This window comes from Flavivirga amylovorans (assembly GCF_030540875.1).
In the GTDB taxonomy this organism is placed as follows: domain Bacteria; phylum Bacteroidota; class Bacteroidia; order Flavobacteriales; family Flavobacteriaceae; genus Flavivirga; species Flavivirga amylovorans.
In genome coordinates this window covers 94,058-111,493 of record NZ_JAUOEM010000002.1, presented here as the reverse complement: position 1 = coordinate 111,493, position 17,436 = coordinate 94,058, and the positions used below count along the sequence as shown (strand labels likewise).

Genomic DNA, 17,436 nt, shown 5'->3' with positions numbered 1-17,436 from the left:
AAAACATATATGTTAGATACTATAACAAAGAAAAGAATTGACGACTGCCGAGACATTTTAGTTGGCAAACTTCCTGACCCAAAAGCACAGATAGAACAAATTACCATAGGCTTAATTTATAAGTTTATGGATGATATGGATAAGGAATCCATTGAACTAGGTGGTCAAGCTAAATTTTTCTCTGAAAACTTTGAGAAATATAGTTGGGACAACTTATTTGACCCAAAAGTAACAGCGATTGAAATGTTACGTTTATATTCTGATTCAATTGAGAATATGGAGAAAAACTCTAATATTCCACAATTATTTAGAGATATTTTTAATAATGCCTATTTACCATATCGTGACCCAGAAACGCTAAAACTATTTTTAAAAACTATAGGTGAATTTGAGTATACCCACAGTGAAAAATTAGGAGATGCATTTGAATATTTATTGTCAATAATGGGTTCTCAAGGTGATGCAGGCCAATTTAGAACACCTAGACATATTATTGATTTCTTGGTTGCTGTGGTTGACCCAAACAAAACAGACACTGTAATGGACCCAGCTTGTGGTACTGCTGGTTTTTTAATTTCTGCTTTTAAATATCTTAAACAAAAAAACAACAATCAATTTACACCAGACGAGCAGAAAAAAATCATTCAAAATTTTGTTGGTTATGATATCTCACCTGATATGGTGCGATTGAGTTTAGTGAATTTGTACTTACACGGATTTACAGAACCACATATTTATGAATATGATACTTTAAGTAGTGAAGACCGCTGGAATGAAAATTTTGATGTTATTTTAGCTAATCCACCCTTTATGAGTCCAAAAGGAGGTATAAGACCACACAATAAATTTACAATTTCAAGTAAACGAAGTGAAGTTCTTTTCGTTGATTATATCGCAGAACATTTAAATCCAAATGGTAGAGCTGGTATAATTGTTCCAGAAGGTATTATTTTTCAAAATGGCTCAGCATACAAAGACCTTCGTAAGTTGTTAGTTAATGATTATCTACATTCAGTAATTAGTCTACCTGCTGGTGTCTTTAATCCTTATAGTGGCGTCAAGACATCAATTCTTATTTTAGATAAATCTTTAGCAAAAAATAGCAAAGAAATACTTTTCATCGATATTGAAAATGATGGTTATAGTTTAGGCGCTCAACGAAACTCAATAAAAGGAGGGCAATTAGAATTAGCAGTTACAACAATTAATGACTTTAAAGATAAAACAACAAAAGGAGTAGATTTTGAAAATAAAGATTTTGCTTATTCTATTTCAAAAGAAAAAATATCAGAAAATGGTGATTACTCTTTAAGAGTACTTGCCTACAAGGAAATTGCTAACTTTTCAACTAACTCAAATCTTGAAAAGCTAGGTAACGTATGCAAATTTAAGAGAGGTCCTTTTGGCGGAAGTTTAAAAAAAGAGATTTTTGTTGAAAACGGTCTTGCTGTTTATGAGCAATCACACGCCATAAATAATCAATTCGAGGAGTTTAGATATTTTATAACAGAAGAAAAATTCAATGATATGTTAGGTTTTGAAATTAAGCCTAATGATATTATTATGAGTTGCTCAGGTACTATGGGAAAAGTTGCCATTATACCAGAAAATGCACCTAAAGGAATTATTAACCAAGCACTTCTAAAATTAACGCCACTTGAAAATATTTTACCTAAATACTTGAAATTACTAATGGAAAGTAATTCTTTTCAACAAGCCCTTAATAGAACAACAATGGGTGTTGCAATAAAAAATGTTGCATCCGTGAAAGTTTTAAAAGAGCTTAAAATTCCACTACCAAGTATTGAGGAGCAACAAAAACTAATTGATGAGGTTGATAAAATCAAGAATGAAATAGAAACTTTAGGAAAAGAAATTGAACAAAAGGAGAATAATATTAATGATAGTATCGCTAAAGTTTGGACAGAATAATGGAAGAAGCAACTGAAATATTAAATTACCTTCCAAATCGTTTTAAAAATCAAGTAGAGCAAGAATATATTGAATTTTTGTGGGATTCTTTCAAAAGTAATTATGAAAACGAAAAGTATCAATTTTCTTTTATGGCATATCATATGCTGTTTATGAGTTTCGTTTATTTTAATGTTTGGCAAATCAAGAAAATACATCAAGCTGATTATGATAAAATCACATTAGGTTTCAATGATTGTTTTTCAACAGCGACTTCACCATTTACATATAGTAAAGAAAATGAAAGAAGAATATTTCTATTATTTACTTTTTTCGGATTGAGAAAGGAGCAAATTGGGAAATACAAGAAAATTGTTGACCAACGAAATGAAGTTGCCCACAGTAATGGAAACATTTATTTCAAAGCTCAAGAAACAGTTGATGAAAAAATCACCGAAATTTTGAAATTCGCAGACGAAATTCAAGAAAAAACTAAATCAGCAATTCAAGATGGCTTCGAAAAATTTTTAATAGAAAGTCAAGACGAAGAAGAAAGACGATATATTGACATTCAAGAACAGATTAACGAGGAATTGATACACGAACATTATATGTCGCAAAAGGACATTGAATTTTGTTTAGATTATGATATTACCCAATTATCAGCGGAACCGAATTATGCCGAAATTGAAAAGATATTTGAAGAATTAAAAACGGAATACGCTCAGGAAGAAGCCAACGCTTAAAAACCATACACATTTGCAATTCGCACCAGCCAATGCTAAAGCCAAAAATTGCAAAAGAGTATGTCTTATGCCAACGCTAAAAACGAAATGAATAAAATAAAAACGGCATACAACAAGGTATAAAATGCATAGCCACCCTGCGGGATGGCTACGACATCTTATACAGAACGTTGTGTTTCATTCGGAAAACCAACCGCACATTAAGCACATTTGGTTTTTGCCATCACACAATCCGACCCTAAAAAACCAAAAGAGCTTAACCTTCCCACCGCTCCTAATAGTTACGATTTTGATTTTCTTCTAGTTGGATACATAACTTGCTGTTCTTTGAATTGACCGATTTCTTCTCTGAGTGTCTGATTGATACTTTGAATTAGGTCATTTTGAACTTTCATAATTTTCAGTAAATCGTGCATTGCGTTTAGATTATCTAATTGTTTATATACAATTTGCTCTAAATCGGCTTTGGTATATCTCGTACTCATAAAAAAGTTAGTTTTAAATTTTGATTCTTAATATGATTCATTAAAACTGAAATAAACAACTAATGAATCGTTTTACGAAACAAATATATCGCAAAAAGAACAAAATAAAAAGTTTTTAATCAACTAAATTTGTCTTAATTGCTATTTATGCAACATAATACGATTCAAATGACATCTAAAAAGCAAATCAATAGAATTAGGGTAGTGCTTGCTGAACAAGACAGAACAAACAAATGGCTATCGGAAAAAGTAGACAAAAACAGAACTACTGTTTCAAGATGGTGCACGAACGATATGCAGCCTTCACTTGAAACATTAGTAGAGATTGCTGAAGCTCTAGACGTTGATATAAGAGAATTATTAAACCCAACAAAAGATGAAAGGTAAGACTTATATCGACCTATTCGCAGGAGCTGGTGGGCTATCAGAGGGTTTTGTAAGAAATGGGTTTGAACCTATTGCTCATGTTGAAATAGATACTGCTGCGTGCAACACCTTAAAGACTCGTACAGCATATCATTATCTCAAATCAGTAGATCAATATGATACTTATGTCGAGTATCTAAAAGGAAAAATAACAAGAACTGAACTATATTCTTTCGTACCAGAAAACTTATTGAATTCCGTTATAAATCTTCCAATCTCAGAGGAAAACAATGACGTAATCCATGAGAGAATTCAGAAGAATCTAAAAAACAAAAGTGTTGATTTAATTATTGGTGGCCCTCCTTGCCAAGCTTATTCACTTGTTGGACGAGCAAGGTCTAAAAATGGGATGTCTGGTGATCCAAGAAACTTCCTTTATGTTCAATATGCAGGTTATCTTGAAAAATATAACCCAAAAGTGTTTGTGTTTGAAAATGTTATAGGATTAAAATCTGCTAAAGACGGACTTTACCTGAATAACATGAAAAAACTTTTTGACAAAAAAGGCTACAACATGAAACTCTTCACAGTAGAAGCCAATAATTTTGGTGTATTACAGAACAGAAGAAGAATAATTATCATTGGTTGGGATAAGAAATTTGATTTTCAAATTCCTGATTTGGAAGCAATAAATCTTTCATCAACAAAATATTCAGTACAAGATTTACTAACTGATTTACCTAAACTACAAGCGGGAGAAGGACAAGATAAATTTGTGAAATATAAAACACTTACTAATGAATATTTGAATAAAAGTTTCATCAGAAATGGAATTGATATTTTGACACAACACAAAGCTAGACCACATTCAGATCAGGATAAAGAAATTTATAGAATCGCAGTTCAGAAATGGAACAAAAAGAAAGAGAGGCTGCATTACAATGACTTACCAGAAAAATTAAAAACGCATAAAAATAGATCATCATTCTTCGACAGGTTTAAAGTAGTTGCAGCCAATGAACCTCATTCTCAAACTGTTGTTGCACATATTGCAAAAGATGGTCATTATTATATACACCCCGATTTAAGTCAAAACCGTTCTATAACAATTCGTGAAGCAGCTAGACTTCAATCTTTCCCTGATGATTATTATTTTGAAGGAGTGAGAGAAGGAGTTAATCGAACACCAGCGTTTAAACAAATTGGAAATGCCGTGCCACCTCTTATGGCTTACGAAATCTCAAAAATTATTAAAGAAATATTATGTCAGACGAAAAAATAAAAGATGGCCTTTATAAAATAAGGCCTGCAGGAAGACATATAATTACTATAGGCCGAGATTTAATTAAGGATAAATATGCTGCTATAGTTGAATTAGTTAAAAACGCGTATGATGCGGATTCAAAAACCTGTAAAATATCCCTGCTTCCATTTTCAAAAGAGGCAGAAATTGAAGGAAAACCAACAACTGTAAAAGGAATAAAAGTTGTCATAAAAGACAAAGGACATGGTATGTCTTTTGAAACTGTAACCGATAAATGGATGGTTCCTTCGACTGACGACAAACTCCATCGAGCAGTTAGCCCAGGAGGCAGAATAATGCAAGGAAAGAAAGGTATTGGAAGATACTCTGCTTCAATGATCGGTGATGATATGATTCTGGAAACCATTGATGAATCTGGAGAACTAACAACCTTGTACTTAATTTGGGATGATTTTGAAAAAGCAAAATACCTTGAAGATGTTGATGTTCTAATTGAAAATTTTAAATCAAGTTCTGATTCGGGAACTGAAATAATAATTGTTGGAGATGAAAATCATTTAAATGATTGGAATGAAAAACAACTCAAAAACTTAAAATCTGAACTAAAGAAATTAATCCCGCCTGTTGATAGAGAGATTCATCAAATTGAAGATGATACAGAGAATTTTAAAATTACCCTTGAACTCGGAGAATTTCCTTTTGAGGGCTATTCAAATGTTACAGAAGACATAGAGCCTTATCCTTTATTTGAATTATATGATTACAGAATTTCTGGAGTCGTATCCAAAGAAGGGATTGCAAGTATTCGATTTGAAAATAACAGGATTAAAAATAGCCCTCCAGAAATTTTAAAAGATTTCAAAATTTTATTGAATCAGGACAAAAATGAAGAAAAACAAGCTTTTGCAGGAGATTTGAAAATTGATTTTCGAGTTTTCGATAGAGACCCAAGTTCGATAGATGCATTAATAGAAAGAGGATTAAAAGACCCTATTACAGGAGAGTCTGTTGGAAAAAGAGAAGCTAGAATAATACTAGATACTTTTAACGGAATTGGAGTTTATCGTAAAGGGTTTAGAATAAGACCATTAGGTGATGCAGGTTATGATTGGCTATCCTTAGATAATCAAAGAATCCAGAACCCTTCATTAAGAGTTGGATGTGATCAAGTGATTGGCTTTATTCATATAGAATCAGAGACAGAATCAAACCTAGAAGAGAAAAGTGCTAGGGATGGCCTAAAAGAAAACCCTGAATTTTTTGGATTAAGAGAAATTGCAAAACAAATCTTAAAGGAGTTAGAAAACAGGCGTTTTGCATATAGACAAAGAGTTGGTCTAGGAAGAAGTAATCGTGATGTCAACGAAAAAATCAACAAGCTCTACAATTTTAAAGACCTTCAAGAAAAAATCAATATTGAACTTGATTCATTAGGAATTGAGAAAGAAAAAAGAAAGAAAATCAATAAACTTATCTCTGATAAGGAAGAAAGAAATAATAAACTAGCCAATGACTTAAAACAAATAATTGCACTATACCAAGGCCAAGCTACGGTTGGGAAAATTGTAAATGTTGTTCTCCATGAAGGTCGAAAACCACTTGGTTATTTCAAAAATCAAATTCCATTAATAACTGAATGGAAAGAAGAGCTTGAACAAAATTTTGATCAAGATTTATTGGATAAAATAATTGATCGTCTTTCTGTAATTGACGAACAGGGCAAAATATTCATAAAACTTTTCGGTAAGCTTGATCCACTTTCTGCAAAGAAAAGAGATCGTAAAAAAGATTTTTCTATTGTTGATGTTATTGAAAATGTCAAGGATGTATTCTTATCAGAGCTGGCCGCTCAAGATATAGAAATCCATATCGACTGTGATATTAATTTAAAAGGATACGGATGGAAAGAAGATTTTTATATAGTGTTTACAAATTTAGTAGACAATAGTATTTATTGGCTTCAAAATAATAAAGACAAGCCAAAAAAGATTCAATTTAAAGCCTATGAAGAGGATGGTTTATTAATAATTGAATACCGCGATTCTGGACCAGGAATTGAAAAAAATCTAATTGAGAGTGAAATATTATTTGAGCCAGAATTCAGTAATAAAACAGGAGGTGGAACAGGCTTAGGTTTAGCTATTTCTGGAGAAGCAATAGGCAGGAATGATGGTGACTTAAAAGCAATTTATTCTGAAGACGGAGCATTTTTTAAAATAGAAGTTAAAATACAATAGAACTATGAATTTACTAATCGTTGAAGATGATAAAGCTACGATTCAATCGTATTCAGATAATATAGATTCTTTCAATAAAAAATCTAGTGTACAAGTCACTTATAAAATCGTTGAAACGCTTAAGAATGCTAAAGAATCCTTGATTAGTCCTGACTATGATGCTGCAATTGTTGATTTAAAGTTATCGTCTAATACTACAGAGTTAGAAGGATTAGAAATTGTAAATGAAATTGAATCAACATTAAGGTTTCCAATATTTGTAGTTTCTGGCAGCATAGGACAAGTCGATAAAGACGAAAATGCTTTCTTCAAAAAAAGATCAAGAGATGGTGACTTCAAAGAAGTGTTACAGGAAATTCTCGACATTTATGAAACAGGAATTACAAAAATCTTAGGAAAGAAAGGAGACGTAGACAACTATTTAAATACGATTTTTTGGAATCATCTATCCAATTCTATGGATTTATGGATTAATGACTCTACTAGAACTTCTGAACAAAAACAGAGAACTCTTCTAAGATATACACTACTTCACATTCAGGAATATTTAGAATTAAATGAAGAGTCTGGTTTTGAAAATTATCATCCTTCTGAAATTTATATTACTCCTTGTATAAAGCCTAATGTTTTCACTGGCGATCTAGTTATTGAAAACAACACTTCAAGTAATTACATTGTACTTACACCTTCATGTGACTTAGCACAGGGAAAAGCAAAAGATATCTTAATTGTGCAAATAGACTCGTCCAATGAAGGAATTTTAAAAGAAAAAGTTGGTGTCATAAATAAAGGAAAAGCTTCTAAAGAAGTATTAGAAGAAGCTGAATACGTACTGAAAAGTTTAATACATAATAGTTACTCCAATAAATATCATTTTCTGCCAAAATATAAAGATATTGAAGGCGGTCTAATTAACTTTCAAAAAATGAAATCCATTAGAGCGAAAGAGTTTAATCAAAATTTTACACGTAAAGCTTCAATCAATAGCACTTTTACAAAAGACATTGTAGCTCGATTCTCCTATTATTATTCTAGACAAGGATCACCGGATTTTGATACAGATGAATTATATAAAGGACTGTTTTGATCCCACTGCAATCATACACATTGCCAAGTCGCTCAAAACCAATCACTCGAGCCAAACTTGTCAAAGAGTATGTTTGCTCCTACGCTGAATAACGGAATGAAAAATAAAGAACGAAAACACAACAATATGTATAGTGCATAGCTACCCTGCGGGATAGCTACGACACCATACATGGAACGTTGTGTGTAATTTGAACCAAACCAATCAACTAAATTGAAAATAAAATACTTATTACTTCTTTTAGTAGTCTTAACTTCCTGTAAAGACGATATTTCAAATGAAAAATTTAGAAATGAAAATTATGTTTTCTACCAAGAAAATGGAAAAGATGGTAAATGGTTAAAAATAAATCCTGAACTAGAAATAAAACTTCCAAAATCACATTCAACTTACTTCTTTCCAAATGGAAAAAGGTATGTCGAATTAGAAGTTATCGATAGCTTTCCTAACCGAATACTTAAATTTTATAATAAAGAAGATAAATTAATCCGCACTAGTAAATTCAAATCTGATTCAGTTCTTAAAACGGTTTATGAAAATGGATACTATAGAGGCTATCACTCAAATATTGGATTACTAAAATCAGAAGGACTGATTGAAAATGGAATGTATCAAGGTGAATGGAAATTTTACAGAAAAGATGGAGAAACCTTAAAACAGATTATTGGATATGTCAACGATAAATATCATGGAACTCGAATGGACTTCTGGGAGAATGGCAAAAAAAGAGATTCTACATCTTACATAAATGGAAAACTAATGGGTAAAGCTGTTCATTATTATGAAAATGGAGCTTTAGAAGAAATTAATTTCCTAAATGACAACAAGGCTCATGGGAAATCAATACGCTATTATCCTAACGGTAAATTACAAGCAGAATGTACTTATTGGAACGGAAAAAAAATGGATACATGTAAGTTTTATTATGAAAATGGAATTTTAAAAGCAATTGATATAATAGAATTAGATACAGTTTCACTATCGTCCACTTGGATTACTCATAGATATCTTGAAAACGGAAAACTTGAAAAGATACTAGAAATGAAAAATGAAGAACCAAATGGTAAAGCCAAATTATTTCACAAAAATGGAAAATTAGCTCAAGAATTTAACATAAAAAACAATATCAAAAGCGGTAAGGTAAATGTATATTATGAGACAGGAGAGCTTCAATATACTGGTTTTGCTAAAAACAATTTACTAGAAGGAGAAATAAAACATTTTGACAAAAGTGGAAAGCTTATTAAAACAGTTATTAAAGAAAATGGAATAGCAATTGACTCAATAATGCATTAAAAAACTACACACAACAACGTGTATAGCCAATTGCTTTGGTTATAGTCTACTTGGAAATTCCTTCGGAATTTCCTCTGGTTCGTTTTCTTTTGCTAACTTAGTTATAGCCAACGCAACTAACCATACACGAACACGTTGTGTGCAATTAGAGAAACAGTAATCTGTAAATGGAAAATCGGAATTTAGAAATATTATTGAAAATACTTTGGATTGGACTGATTCTGTTCACAATCTATATTTTTGGTTGGCTGACTTTTGGTTATTTAACATTTGGAAATCTGTTTAAAGAAAAATATGGGTTTTGGAATTTACTCTTGCCGAATATCTTTACAATAGGACTTTTGATTTTCTATACTAAGGAACTCTTAATTGGGTATAACCCGAAATCAAAAAATCGGAATTTGAAATCGTTGCTAATATTTCTGACTTTGATAATAATCTTGACTGTGATTCAAATCCCGCAATTTGAATTATTATTTGATGACTTAAAATCTGAACCTTGGCAATTCATTCTATCTCTTGTAATCGTTTTGACTTCATATGTCGGAATCATTATAAATAGAATAATGGAACTTAAAGAATTGAAAAATAGAAAACGAAATAAAATAACTGCACACAACAATGTATAACCGCAATTACGGCGGATTCGACTACGTCCGAATCCACTCGGAATTGCTAAAGCCTGTGCTAAACCGAATATTAACGCATATAAACCCGTAACTGACGGTTATACGAGACCGTTGTAGTGCATTAAACCAAACAAAAACTGAAAAAAATAAATGAAGACGATTAATAGAATAATGACAAATATCTGTTCGGACAATTTAGCCGAAAGTCGTGATTTTTATACTAAACTGTTTGATTTTAATGTGGATTATGATAGTGATTGGTTCGTACACTTAATTTCAAAAGACAAAAAGCTTGAATTGGGAATAATTGACAGAACAAATGAAATCGTACCGAATGATTTTCAAAATAATCCACAAGGCTTTTATGTGACGTTTGTGGTTGATAATGCGGACGAAATATTTGAAGTTGCGAAAACGGAAAAATTTGAAATCATCAGCGAACCGACTGACACATCTTACGGACAAAGACGTTTATTACTGAAAGACCCAAATGGAACTTTAGTTGATATATCTTCACCAATAAAGGGTTTTGAATTTTAAATTTGATTGCAGATTTAACGGACGAAAAATCAATCTGAATAAAAAACGACACTACAACACGGTGTATAAAACATAGCTAATAGGTGCTAAATCCAAAGGTTTGTGTATATTTTGAAAGTCCGCCAAATTTTTAATTTGGCTTTTAAAAAGAAAAAAATTAAAACAAAATATAAAAATTCGGCTCTGTGTTAAACCGAAAAGTTTGTGTCTTTTTGTACGCTACGTTTCATACACAAACCGTTACCCACAATATGAAAAAACTGCTTCAAATAGTATTAATCGGACTTTTAATATTGAGTTGTAACAACAAAAATAGAACTGAAACCAAAACTTTTGAGGAAACGGAAATGGAATTAAAAGATTACAGCGAAGAAGAACGAAAAAAGGAATTTGAGTATCTGAAAGCAAATGTGTTTAACGGACTTAAAAATCTGAATGATGGATTCGACTCTGAATCGATTTACTATTTCTCGGAATCTGACTTTGAAATCGTACTTGACCGAGTAGAAAAAAACGGAATCGCTATTTTCGGAATTGAACCTTGGCTAAATGGAGATTTTTATGATGTTTTGAGTTTCGAAGATTATAAAATTGATGCGAATGATCCAAAATGGTACAAAAAAGCATTTACTGAATTTAAAAACCGTGAAAAGAATTTAATGTATTCAGCAAGTTACCAAGTACCGAAAAGATTATTTGCAGAATAAAATACTGTGGGTAACACGGGTAACCGTTGCACAAGCTAATAAATTATAAAAAAACAGACTTCTATAACTGCCTTTTAAGGCAGTTTCTTTTTTTAGATCACTTTATAATTAGCTATTTTAAGGTTCCTTAAAAACAACTTTTTAAGCTTGTACACACTATTTTTTACTAAAAACAATAAAGAAAGTATTCCTGCTCCACTCTTTACTCTTTTTGGGGTGAATTTCAGATACTTTTTCAGGTTATAAGCAATGGCGGATAGATGCATTACTTTGTTTGCCTGTTGTATCCCCAATGTATTTATTTTTCGAAGCCCCATAAACTGCCTAAGCGTTCCAAATACGGGTTCTACTGTACTTTGTCGTTTGCCTTTCATGTATCGTCCTCGATTGCTATTAACCCGTTTATTATTGCGCTCATATGCTTCTTTGTAAAAGGTTATCGTGATACGCTTTTCTTGGCTCTTTTTTAAACACTGTCTCCGTATAGGACAATCTAAACAGACATACTTCGAGGCCCTGTATTCTTTCTTTTTGTTATTATTGCAACCCTCATAAAATACTTTTTTAAAAGGAATTATTTGGCCTTCTGGACAAACATAATGGTCATGTTCTTTATCATAAACAAACGCTTCTGGCCCGCCTTTGTAAGTCCCGTGAGGCGGTATAAAACTCTCTAGGCCTTCTCTTTCTAAAAAAGCATAATTCTCACCACTACTATATCCTGTATCGGCCACACAGTTTCGCCATAGGAGTCCTTGATCGTGCAATCTCCTTTTTAAGCGTTTGGTGATATCCTGTAAATACTGATTGTCTTTCTTGTCGGCATGGTAGGCCTTGATGTCGGTGATCACATGATGGCCTGTATCAACACTGAGCTGGCTCATATAATTGAGCTTTCGTGCCTTGCCCGGTTTTACACTGATACGGGCATCGGGGTCGGTGGGACTGTAATGGGTCTTGTTGGAGGTGTACTTGGAGCCTTTGTTCCCTGCTCCTGGCCGCTGGTCTTGGTCTTTTGACCATTTCTTGTTCCTTGATACTATCCCTTGTAATTCTTTGGAACTTGCTGTAATACCCTGAGTTTGCTTGCTTGCATTATTCTTCTTTGACCTTCCTGTTGGAGTTTTTTTTGTCCATCTCGCTAATATGGCGGATATTATGCAAATGGCTTTCCAGATCTTCCTTTGGTACCTTTAGCTCCAGACTGTCCATAGAGGCATTGGCCTTTATTGGTGCGGAATCGATCGCCTGGGTATGGCCGCTCACCATCCCTTTGTCTACACACAGGCCTAATACCTTAGTAAACACCTCTTCAAATACGGTTTCCGGGACAGCCCTCGGGTACGACTGATCGTGGAATGCCAGGGCAGCTCCTCATCTATATCATAGCCTAAAAAATACAGGATATCCAAGCGCATACTACTATGCTGTATCAACTGCCGGTCACTAATGATGTTTTCCAGATAACCTACCAGACACAGTTTGAAAAACACAACCGGATCGATACTCTTTTGGCCGCTTGATCCATAATAGACCTTGGTCGTTGGATATAGAAAGTCTAGATCTAAAGCTCCCTTTAATCGCCGATAAAAATTGTGCTCGGGGACACGTTCACTCAATTGGAATTGTGCAAATAATTTCTCTTGATAATCTTTCTTGCCTTGCATAAATAAAGATAAGCATTTTATCTATATATTAGTCTTGTGCAACAGGCACAAGGTATAAAATTAATTGCTTGGTAAGTGCTTACTTGGAAAATTCCTGCGGAATTTTCCAGCCAGTGTTTATTTACTTATTTTAGTGCTTGCACACGCAACCAATCTTATACCAACCGGTTAGCATTCATTAAGGATTTGTGTTAAATACCAGGAATTGGTATATTTGTAAAAAACAATAATTATGGCAAAGAATACATCAATATTATTGGGTGATTACTTTAATGAGTTTATAAGTGAACAAATAACCTCAGGACGATTTTCTTCTGCAAGCGAAGTTGTTAGAACAGCGCTAAGATTATTTGAACAAGAGGAAAATAAGAAAAAAGAACTAATCAGAGAATTAAAAAAAGGAGAAAACTCAGGATTTGTAGAGAACTTTAATAAGAGTGATTTTTTAAGTTCAATGCATAAAAAATATTCGAGTGACGAAATATAAAATAAGTGTTGAAGCGGAAAAAGACCTTGAAAAAATATGGGCATATACTTTTGAAACTTGGTCTATTGAACAAGCTGACAGGTATATAAATCAGATTTTTGAGGAGATTGAGTATATCTCAACAAAACCAGAAGAAGGAAAAGACTTTAGCTATGTTAGAAAAGGATATTTAAGAACTAAAGTTAGACTTCATTATTTATTCTATAAAATAGATAAGAAAACTCAAATGGTAGAAATAATTCGAATTCTACATCAAAGAATGGATATTGAGAATAGATTATAATAGACATTAGCTAACAATTTATAAAAAACATAGGGCGTTTGTGCTAAATCCAAAGTTTTGTGAATATTAACAAAGTCCACTAAATATAAAATTCGGCGTTTATAGAATAGAAGAAAAGATAAAAGCAAAATATTTATATTTAGCTAAGTAATGAACCGAAACGATAGCGCCTATCACCTGCCCTACGTTTCTTATATGAGACGTTACAAATAATATTTGAGAAGACACCACCTAAATTCAAAAAATCAGGAATTAAAAAAGATAGTCATATGACAATCTTTACACAATTAACACTTCTTACATTTACACTCAGAATCACAAAACATAAAACGCAAAGTGTATCAAGAATTAGAACAATATATTAAAAGTCACGGAGAAATTGGAGAGAAAGAATTACAACAAATAATTAAAAGCTTCAAACCTATAAAAACTACCCGAAATGAAATGCTATGTAATATTGGACAAGTATGTAAACATTTTTACTTCATAAAAAAAGGGTGTTTAAAACTCTATGAAATTGACAATAAAGGAAATGAAGTTACAGGGTACTTTGCATTAGAAGATTCAATCATATCTGCAAACACTAGCTTTATACTTCAAAAACCATCAAGAGATTGTCTTGTTTCTTTAGAACCATCTGAACTTCTAATAATTTATCGAGATGATTTTTTTAAATTAGTTAATACAGTACCGCAATTTGCTAATGTTTATCATAAATTTATAGAGTTTGCTTTTATTCATTCACAAATGCGTATTTATAGCTTCTTAGGAATGGAGGGAATTGATAAACTTAAATGGGTTATGGAACACGAACCTAAATTACTATCTCGTATTTCTAGTAAAGCCGTTGCTTCATATTTAGGAATGACGAATTCTACATTGAGTAAGTTACGAGCAAAATTGTAGTCTGCTATTTATGAAAGCGACTTTCTATTTGATTATTGCACCTATTCTTTTAGGGCTAAATTTCCACCTTGCCAAAGTAATTTTAGAAGAAGTGAATTTTATTGAAGCTGGTTTTTGGCGTTTCTTATTTGGCGTTATAGCTTTGGTGATTTTAGTAGTTAAAAAATTACCTTCATTTGAAATAATTCGAAAAAACTTAAAAGGTATTTCACTTACAGGTTTTATTGGTCTTTTCGGATTTAATTTATTTTTCTTTTTAGGGTTACTCAATACTTCAGCAATCAATGCAGCACTTATTATCAGTTTAAACCCTGCGTTGACGATTCTTTTCTCACATAAAATATTAAAGACATCTATCAATAAAATTCAACTCATCGGTATCATTCTCGCTTTCATTGGAGTAACTTATTTAATCTCAAAAGGAAATATTACAAATCTTGATAGCATTCAATTTAATTATGGAGATTTTCTTATACTGATAGCCAATGTACTTTTTGCATTACATCATGTTTGGGTAAAAAAATATGCTACTACAATTTCAAGTTTGAATTTTACACTTTTAACAAGCCTATGCTGTTTGATTGGATTCTTTATTCTACTACCAATTAATGGAACTAAAGTAGTAACATCACACACCACCAATTTTTGGATTGCAGTATTTGGTATAGGATGTTTAGGTACAGCATTGGCCTATTTTTTATGGCAAAAGGGGGTTCAAACTAAAGGGGCTGATAAAGCTGGAATTTACATGAATATTATTCCACTATCCGCCACACTATTTGCTGTTTTTTTTAAAGAACAGCTATACACCTATCACTTCACAGGAGGAATATGTATCGTAATAGGTTTACTTATTAGTAAAAGTAGTACTTCACAATTCTCAAAAACATTGTCATAAGACAACTTTTAAACATTCCAATCATAGGACATTTGTACTGTTGATGAACAATAAAGTTCATCACTTTAAAAATAAATATTATGCCATTAACATTGACATTAACAGAAGGCGTATTGCCTAAAGGAAAAGAAAAAGAAGCAGTAGCTCAAATTACAGATGCATTCTTAAAAAATCATGGTTTAACAGGAAATAAAGTAATGACACCTAATGTGACTGCTACTGTTACTGTACTACCTAAAAGTTCAACCTTCTCTGGAGGAAAAGAGTTTTCTGGTGCATGGATTGAATGGAAAGTTCCATCATTTGCACTTGCAGACAGAAATGTTCAGAAACATTTTTTTGCAGATACAACAGAAATTATTCACAAATTATCTGGAGGAGTACAACCTAAAGAAAATATTTATGTAAACGTAGTTCATGCTGTAAATGGAGGATGGAACTTAGATGGTATTGCAATGACTAATGAAGAGTTAGGCGATGCTATAAGCAAAGGTTAGTATTGTTTCTTTTTTTTTGAACTTAAATAAATAAAAAATGAAACATATATTATTTATTGTTACCAGTACTGATAAAACTGGTAATGGAAAACATCCAGCAGGTTATGAATTTTCGGAAATAGCCGACCCTTATTATGAATTCATCAATAAAGGATATACTGTAGATTTCGCTAGTATCTTAGGTGGAAAGCCGCCTTATGTAGGCTATGATTCCTCTCAAAAAGTCAGTCGGAGTTTTAAAGAAAGTAACGGATTTAAAAGACTTAGTTTTAGTCATAAATTAAGTTCTATTGATACCACTGCATATGATGCAATTTTCTTCCCTGGAGGCTTAGGATTAATGACAGATATGATTGACAATACATTGGTTAAAGAAATCATCAAAGAAGCATACGAAAATGGTAAAATTATTGGTGCTGTTTGCCATGGACCTGCTGCGTTACTAAATGTCAAATTAACCAATGGAAGCAATTTCTTAAAAGGAAAGAAAATCAATTCATTCACAAAAACAGAGGAAGAAATTGACAAACATACGCTTGGAAACGTAATTCCATTTATGCTTGATGATGAACTAAAAAAACAGGGTGCAATATTTTCGCATACCGAACCTTTTAAATCTTATGTTGTAAATGATGGAAATTTAGTAACAGGACAGAACCCTGCATCCGCATCAAGTGTTGCGCTTAAAATGATAGACTTACTAACGAATTAAATGTTTGAACAATACCGTTAAGAAAAAAACGCCATACAACAATGTATAAGTAATTTTATTAAATCCGCTACTACTCTTATACTAATCGTTGGATGTAATTTGAGAGAAAATCGAAAAATTTGGATTTTTTACCAATTTTTGGTAATTTTGAATAAATATCAAACAATGAAGAATACATCCATATCACTCGGAAATTATTTTGACCAATTTGTACAAACCCAAGTTTCTGCTGGTCGATACAAAAACGTTAGCGAAGTCATCAGAGCTGGACTAAGAATGTTAGAAAATGAAGAAAGTAAAGTAATCGCATTGAGAAATGCCATACAAGAGGGATTGAACAGTCCTTTAGTTGAAGATTTTGACTTTGATGAAAATCTGAAAAGACTAAAAGCTGAAAAGAGAAAGAATGGCTAAAGTTATATTGAGACAAGAAGCCATTGATGATTTAAACGGAATTTGGGACTACACTTTCGAAAAATGGTCGGAAAATCAAGCCGATAAATATTATGCAACCGTTAAAATGACTTGTAATGGAATTGGAGAAAATCCAGATATAGGAAAAGAATATAACGGAATAAGCCGAAACTTACTTGGACTAAAATCTGGAAAGCACATTATATTTTATCAGCAAATATCAAGCGATAGAATTGAAATTATAAGAATTTTGCACGAGAGAATGGATTTGAAAAATAGAATAATCGAATAAAAAACTACACTC

Annotated in this window: 18 protein-coding genes and 1 pseudogene; 17 read left to right on the top strand and 2 right to left on the bottom strand. The window is 32.2% G+C overall.

Annotated features, from left to right (window positions below):
* Positions 1-9: 9 nt before the first annotated feature.
* A complete protein-coding gene (locus tag Q4Q39_RS05625) occupies positions 10-1,932 on the top strand; it encodes an N-6 DNA methylase (protein ID WP_303281416.1) in 1,923 nt (640 codons plus the stop codon).
* The gene (locus tag Q4Q39_RS05620; protein WP_303281415.1) at positions 1,932-2,657 is read left to right on the top strand and encodes a hypothetical protein; all 726 of its coding nucleotides are present in this window, start codon (positions 1,932-1,934) and stop codon (positions 2,655-2,657) included. Before Q4Q39_RS05625 ends, Q4Q39_RS05620 begins: the two co-directional genes overlap by 1 nt.
* 281 nt (positions 2,658-2,938) lie before the next feature.
* On the opposite strand, the gene Q4Q39_RS05615 is transcribed toward Q4Q39_RS05620, so the two are convergent.
* Complete coding sequence (locus Q4Q39_RS05615) at positions 2,939-3,142, bottom strand: hypothetical protein (RefSeq protein ID WP_303281414.1); 204 nt, start codon at positions 3,140-3,142, stop codon at positions 2,939-2,941.
* 147 nt (positions 3,143-3,289) lie between these two features.
* Between Q4Q39_RS05615 and Q4Q39_RS05610 the strand changes: the two genes are divergently transcribed.
* From Q4Q39_RS05610 to Q4Q39_RS05580, 7 genes are all read left to right on the top strand, one after another.
* Positions 3,290-3,529, top strand: a complete 240-nt coding sequence (locus tag Q4Q39_RS05610) for a helix-turn-helix transcriptional regulator (protein WP_303281413.1) — start codon at positions 3,290-3,292, stop codon at positions 3,527-3,529.
* The gene (locus tag Q4Q39_RS05605) at positions 3,519-4,790 is read left to right on the top strand and encodes a DNA cytosine methyltransferase (RefSeq protein ID WP_303281412.1); all 1,272 of its coding nucleotides are present in this window, start codon (positions 3,519-3,521) and stop codon (positions 4,788-4,790) included. Before Q4Q39_RS05610 ends, Q4Q39_RS05605 begins: the two co-directional genes overlap by 11 nt.
* The gene (locus Q4Q39_RS05600) at positions 4,772-7,009 is read left to right on the top strand and encodes an ATP-binding protein (protein WP_303281411.1); all 2,238 of its coding nucleotides are present in this window, start codon (positions 4,772-4,774) and stop codon (positions 7,007-7,009) included. The genes Q4Q39_RS05605 and Q4Q39_RS05600 overlap by 19 nt, the downstream gene beginning before the upstream one ends.
* A 4-nt stretch (positions 7,010-7,013) precedes the next feature.
* Complete coding sequence (locus tag Q4Q39_RS05595; RefSeq protein WP_303281409.1) at positions 7,014-8,096, top strand: response regulator; 1,083 nt, start codon at positions 7,014-7,016, stop codon at positions 8,094-8,096.
* A gap of 213 nt (positions 8,097-8,309) precedes the next feature.
* Positions 8,310-9,392: a toxin-antitoxin system YwqK family antitoxin gene (locus Q4Q39_RS05590; protein WP_303281407.1), complete on the top strand. Its 1,083-nt coding sequence runs from the start codon at positions 8,310-8,312 to the stop codon at positions 9,390-9,392.
* A gap of 779 nt (positions 9,393-10,171) precedes the next feature.
* Positions 10,172-10,561 (top strand): VOC family protein, encoded by a 390-nt coding sequence (locus tag Q4Q39_RS05585; protein ID WP_303281405.1) that lies wholly within the window; start codon positions 10,172-10,174, stop codon positions 10,559-10,561.
* A 251-nt stretch (positions 10,562-10,812) separates the two neighbouring features.
* Complete coding sequence (locus tag Q4Q39_RS05580) at positions 10,813-11,268, top strand: hypothetical protein (RefSeq protein WP_303281404.1); 456 nt, start codon at positions 10,813-10,815, stop codon at positions 11,266-11,268.
* 92 nt (positions 11,269-11,360) lie between these two features.
* Here Q4Q39_RS05580 and Q4Q39_RS20675 read toward each other — a convergent pair.
* A pseudogene (locus Q4Q39_RS20675) lies at positions 11,361-12,935 on the bottom strand (IS1182 family transposase).
* Between the two features lie 232 nt (positions 12,936-13,167).
* Here Q4Q39_RS20675 and Q4Q39_RS05570 point away from each other — a divergent pair.
* From Q4Q39_RS05570 to Q4Q39_RS05535, 8 genes are all read left to right on the top strand, one after another.
* Complete coding sequence (locus Q4Q39_RS05570) at positions 13,168-13,422, top strand: type II toxin-antitoxin system ParD family antitoxin (protein WP_303281402.1); 255 nt, start codon at positions 13,168-13,170, stop codon at positions 13,420-13,422.
* Positions 13,409-13,705, top strand: coding sequence for a type II toxin-antitoxin system RelE/ParE family toxin (locus tag Q4Q39_RS05565; RefSeq protein ID WP_303281401.1), 297 nt, complete (start codon positions 13,409-13,411; stop codon positions 13,703-13,705). The genes Q4Q39_RS05570 and Q4Q39_RS05565 overlap by 14 nt, the downstream gene beginning before the upstream one ends.
* Before the next feature lie 336 nt (positions 13,706-14,041).
* Complete coding sequence (locus tag Q4Q39_RS05560; RefSeq protein WP_303281400.1) at positions 14,042-14,611, top strand: Crp/Fnr family transcriptional regulator; 570 nt, start codon at positions 14,042-14,044, stop codon at positions 14,609-14,611.
* 10 nt (positions 14,612-14,621) lie between these two features.
* Positions 14,622-15,509 carry a DMT family transporter gene (locus Q4Q39_RS05555; protein ID WP_303281398.1) on the top strand — a complete coding sequence of 296 codons (888 nt, stop codon included), beginning with the start codon at positions 14,622-14,624 and terminating at the stop codon, positions 15,507-15,509.
* 80 nt (positions 15,510-15,589) lie between these two features.
* Positions 15,590-16,006 carry a hypothetical protein gene (locus Q4Q39_RS05550; RefSeq protein WP_303281397.1) on the top strand — a complete coding sequence of 139 codons (417 nt, stop codon included), beginning with the start codon at positions 15,590-15,592 and terminating at the stop codon, positions 16,004-16,006.
* A 37-nt stretch (positions 16,007-16,043) separates the two neighbouring features.
* The gene (locus Q4Q39_RS05545) at positions 16,044-16,718 is read left to right on the top strand and encodes a type 1 glutamine amidotransferase domain-containing protein (protein ID WP_303281396.1); all 675 of its coding nucleotides are present in this window, start codon (positions 16,044-16,046) and stop codon (positions 16,716-16,718) included.
* 165 nt (positions 16,719-16,883) lie between these two features.
* On the top strand, positions 16,884-17,132 hold the full coding sequence (locus Q4Q39_RS05540) for a type II toxin-antitoxin system ParD family antitoxin (RefSeq protein ID WP_034041375.1): 249 nt from the start codon (positions 16,884-16,886) through the stop codon (positions 17,130-17,132).
* On the top strand, positions 17,125-17,424 hold the full coding sequence (locus tag Q4Q39_RS05535; protein WP_303281395.1) for a type II toxin-antitoxin system RelE/ParE family toxin: 300 nt from the start codon (positions 17,125-17,127) through the stop codon (positions 17,422-17,424). Before Q4Q39_RS05540 ends, Q4Q39_RS05535 begins: the two co-directional genes overlap by 8 nt.
* Positions 17,425-17,436 lie beyond the last annotated feature (12 nt).

Bases quoted from the DNA above. Each gene is read 5' to 3' on its own strand.
- Q4Q39_RS05625 (WP_303281416.1), top strand. From the start codon at position 10: ATGTTAGATACTATAACAAAGAAAAGAATTGACGACTGCCGAGACATT.
- Q4Q39_RS05620 (WP_303281415.1), top strand. From the start codon at position 1,932: ATGGAAGAAGCAACTGAAATATTAAATTACCTTCCAAATCGTTTTAAA.
- Q4Q39_RS05615 (WP_303281414.1), bottom strand. From the start codon at position 3,142: ATGAGTACGAGATATACCAAAGCCGATTTAGAGCAAATTGTATATAAA.
- Q4Q39_RS05610 (WP_303281413.1), top strand. From the start codon at position 3,290: ATGCAACATAATACGATTCAAATGACATCTAAAAAGCAAATCAATAGA.
- Q4Q39_RS05605 (WP_303281412.1), top strand. From the start codon at position 3,519: ATGAAAGGTAAGACTTATATCGACCTATTCGCAGGAGCTGGTGGGCTA.
- Q4Q39_RS05600 (WP_303281411.1), top strand. From the start codon at position 4,772: ATGTCAGACGAAAAAATAAAAGATGGCCTTTATAAAATAAGGCCTGCA.
- Q4Q39_RS05595 (WP_303281409.1), top strand. From the start codon at position 7,014: ATGAATTTACTAATCGTTGAAGATGATAAAGCTACGATTCAATCGTAT.
- Q4Q39_RS05585 (WP_303281405.1), top strand. From the start codon at position 10,172: ATGAAGACGATTAATAGAATAATGACAAATATCTGTTCGGACAATTTA.
- Q4Q39_RS05580 (WP_303281404.1), top strand. From the start codon at position 10,813: ATGAAAAAACTGCTTCAAATAGTATTAATCGGACTTTTAATATTGAGT.
- Q4Q39_RS05570 (WP_303281402.1), top strand. From the start codon at position 13,168: ATGGCAAAGAATACATCAATATTATTGGGTGATTACTTTAATGAGTTT.
- Q4Q39_RS05555 (WP_303281398.1), top strand. From the start codon at position 14,622: ATGAAAGCGACTTTCTATTTGATTATTGCACCTATTCTTTTAGGGCTA.
- Q4Q39_RS05550 (WP_303281397.1), top strand. From the start codon at position 15,590: ATGCCATTAACATTGACATTAACAGAAGGCGTATTGCCTAAAGGAAAA.
- Q4Q39_RS05545 (WP_303281396.1), top strand. From the start codon at position 16,044: ATGAAACATATATTATTTATTGTTACCAGTACTGATAAAACTGGTAAT.
- Q4Q39_RS05540 (WP_034041375.1), top strand. From the start codon at position 16,884: ATGAAGAATACATCCATATCACTCGGAAATTATTTTGACCAATTTGTA.
- Q4Q39_RS05535 (WP_303281395.1), top strand. From the start codon at position 17,125: ATGGCTAAAGTTATATTGAGACAAGAAGCCATTGATGATTTAAACGGA.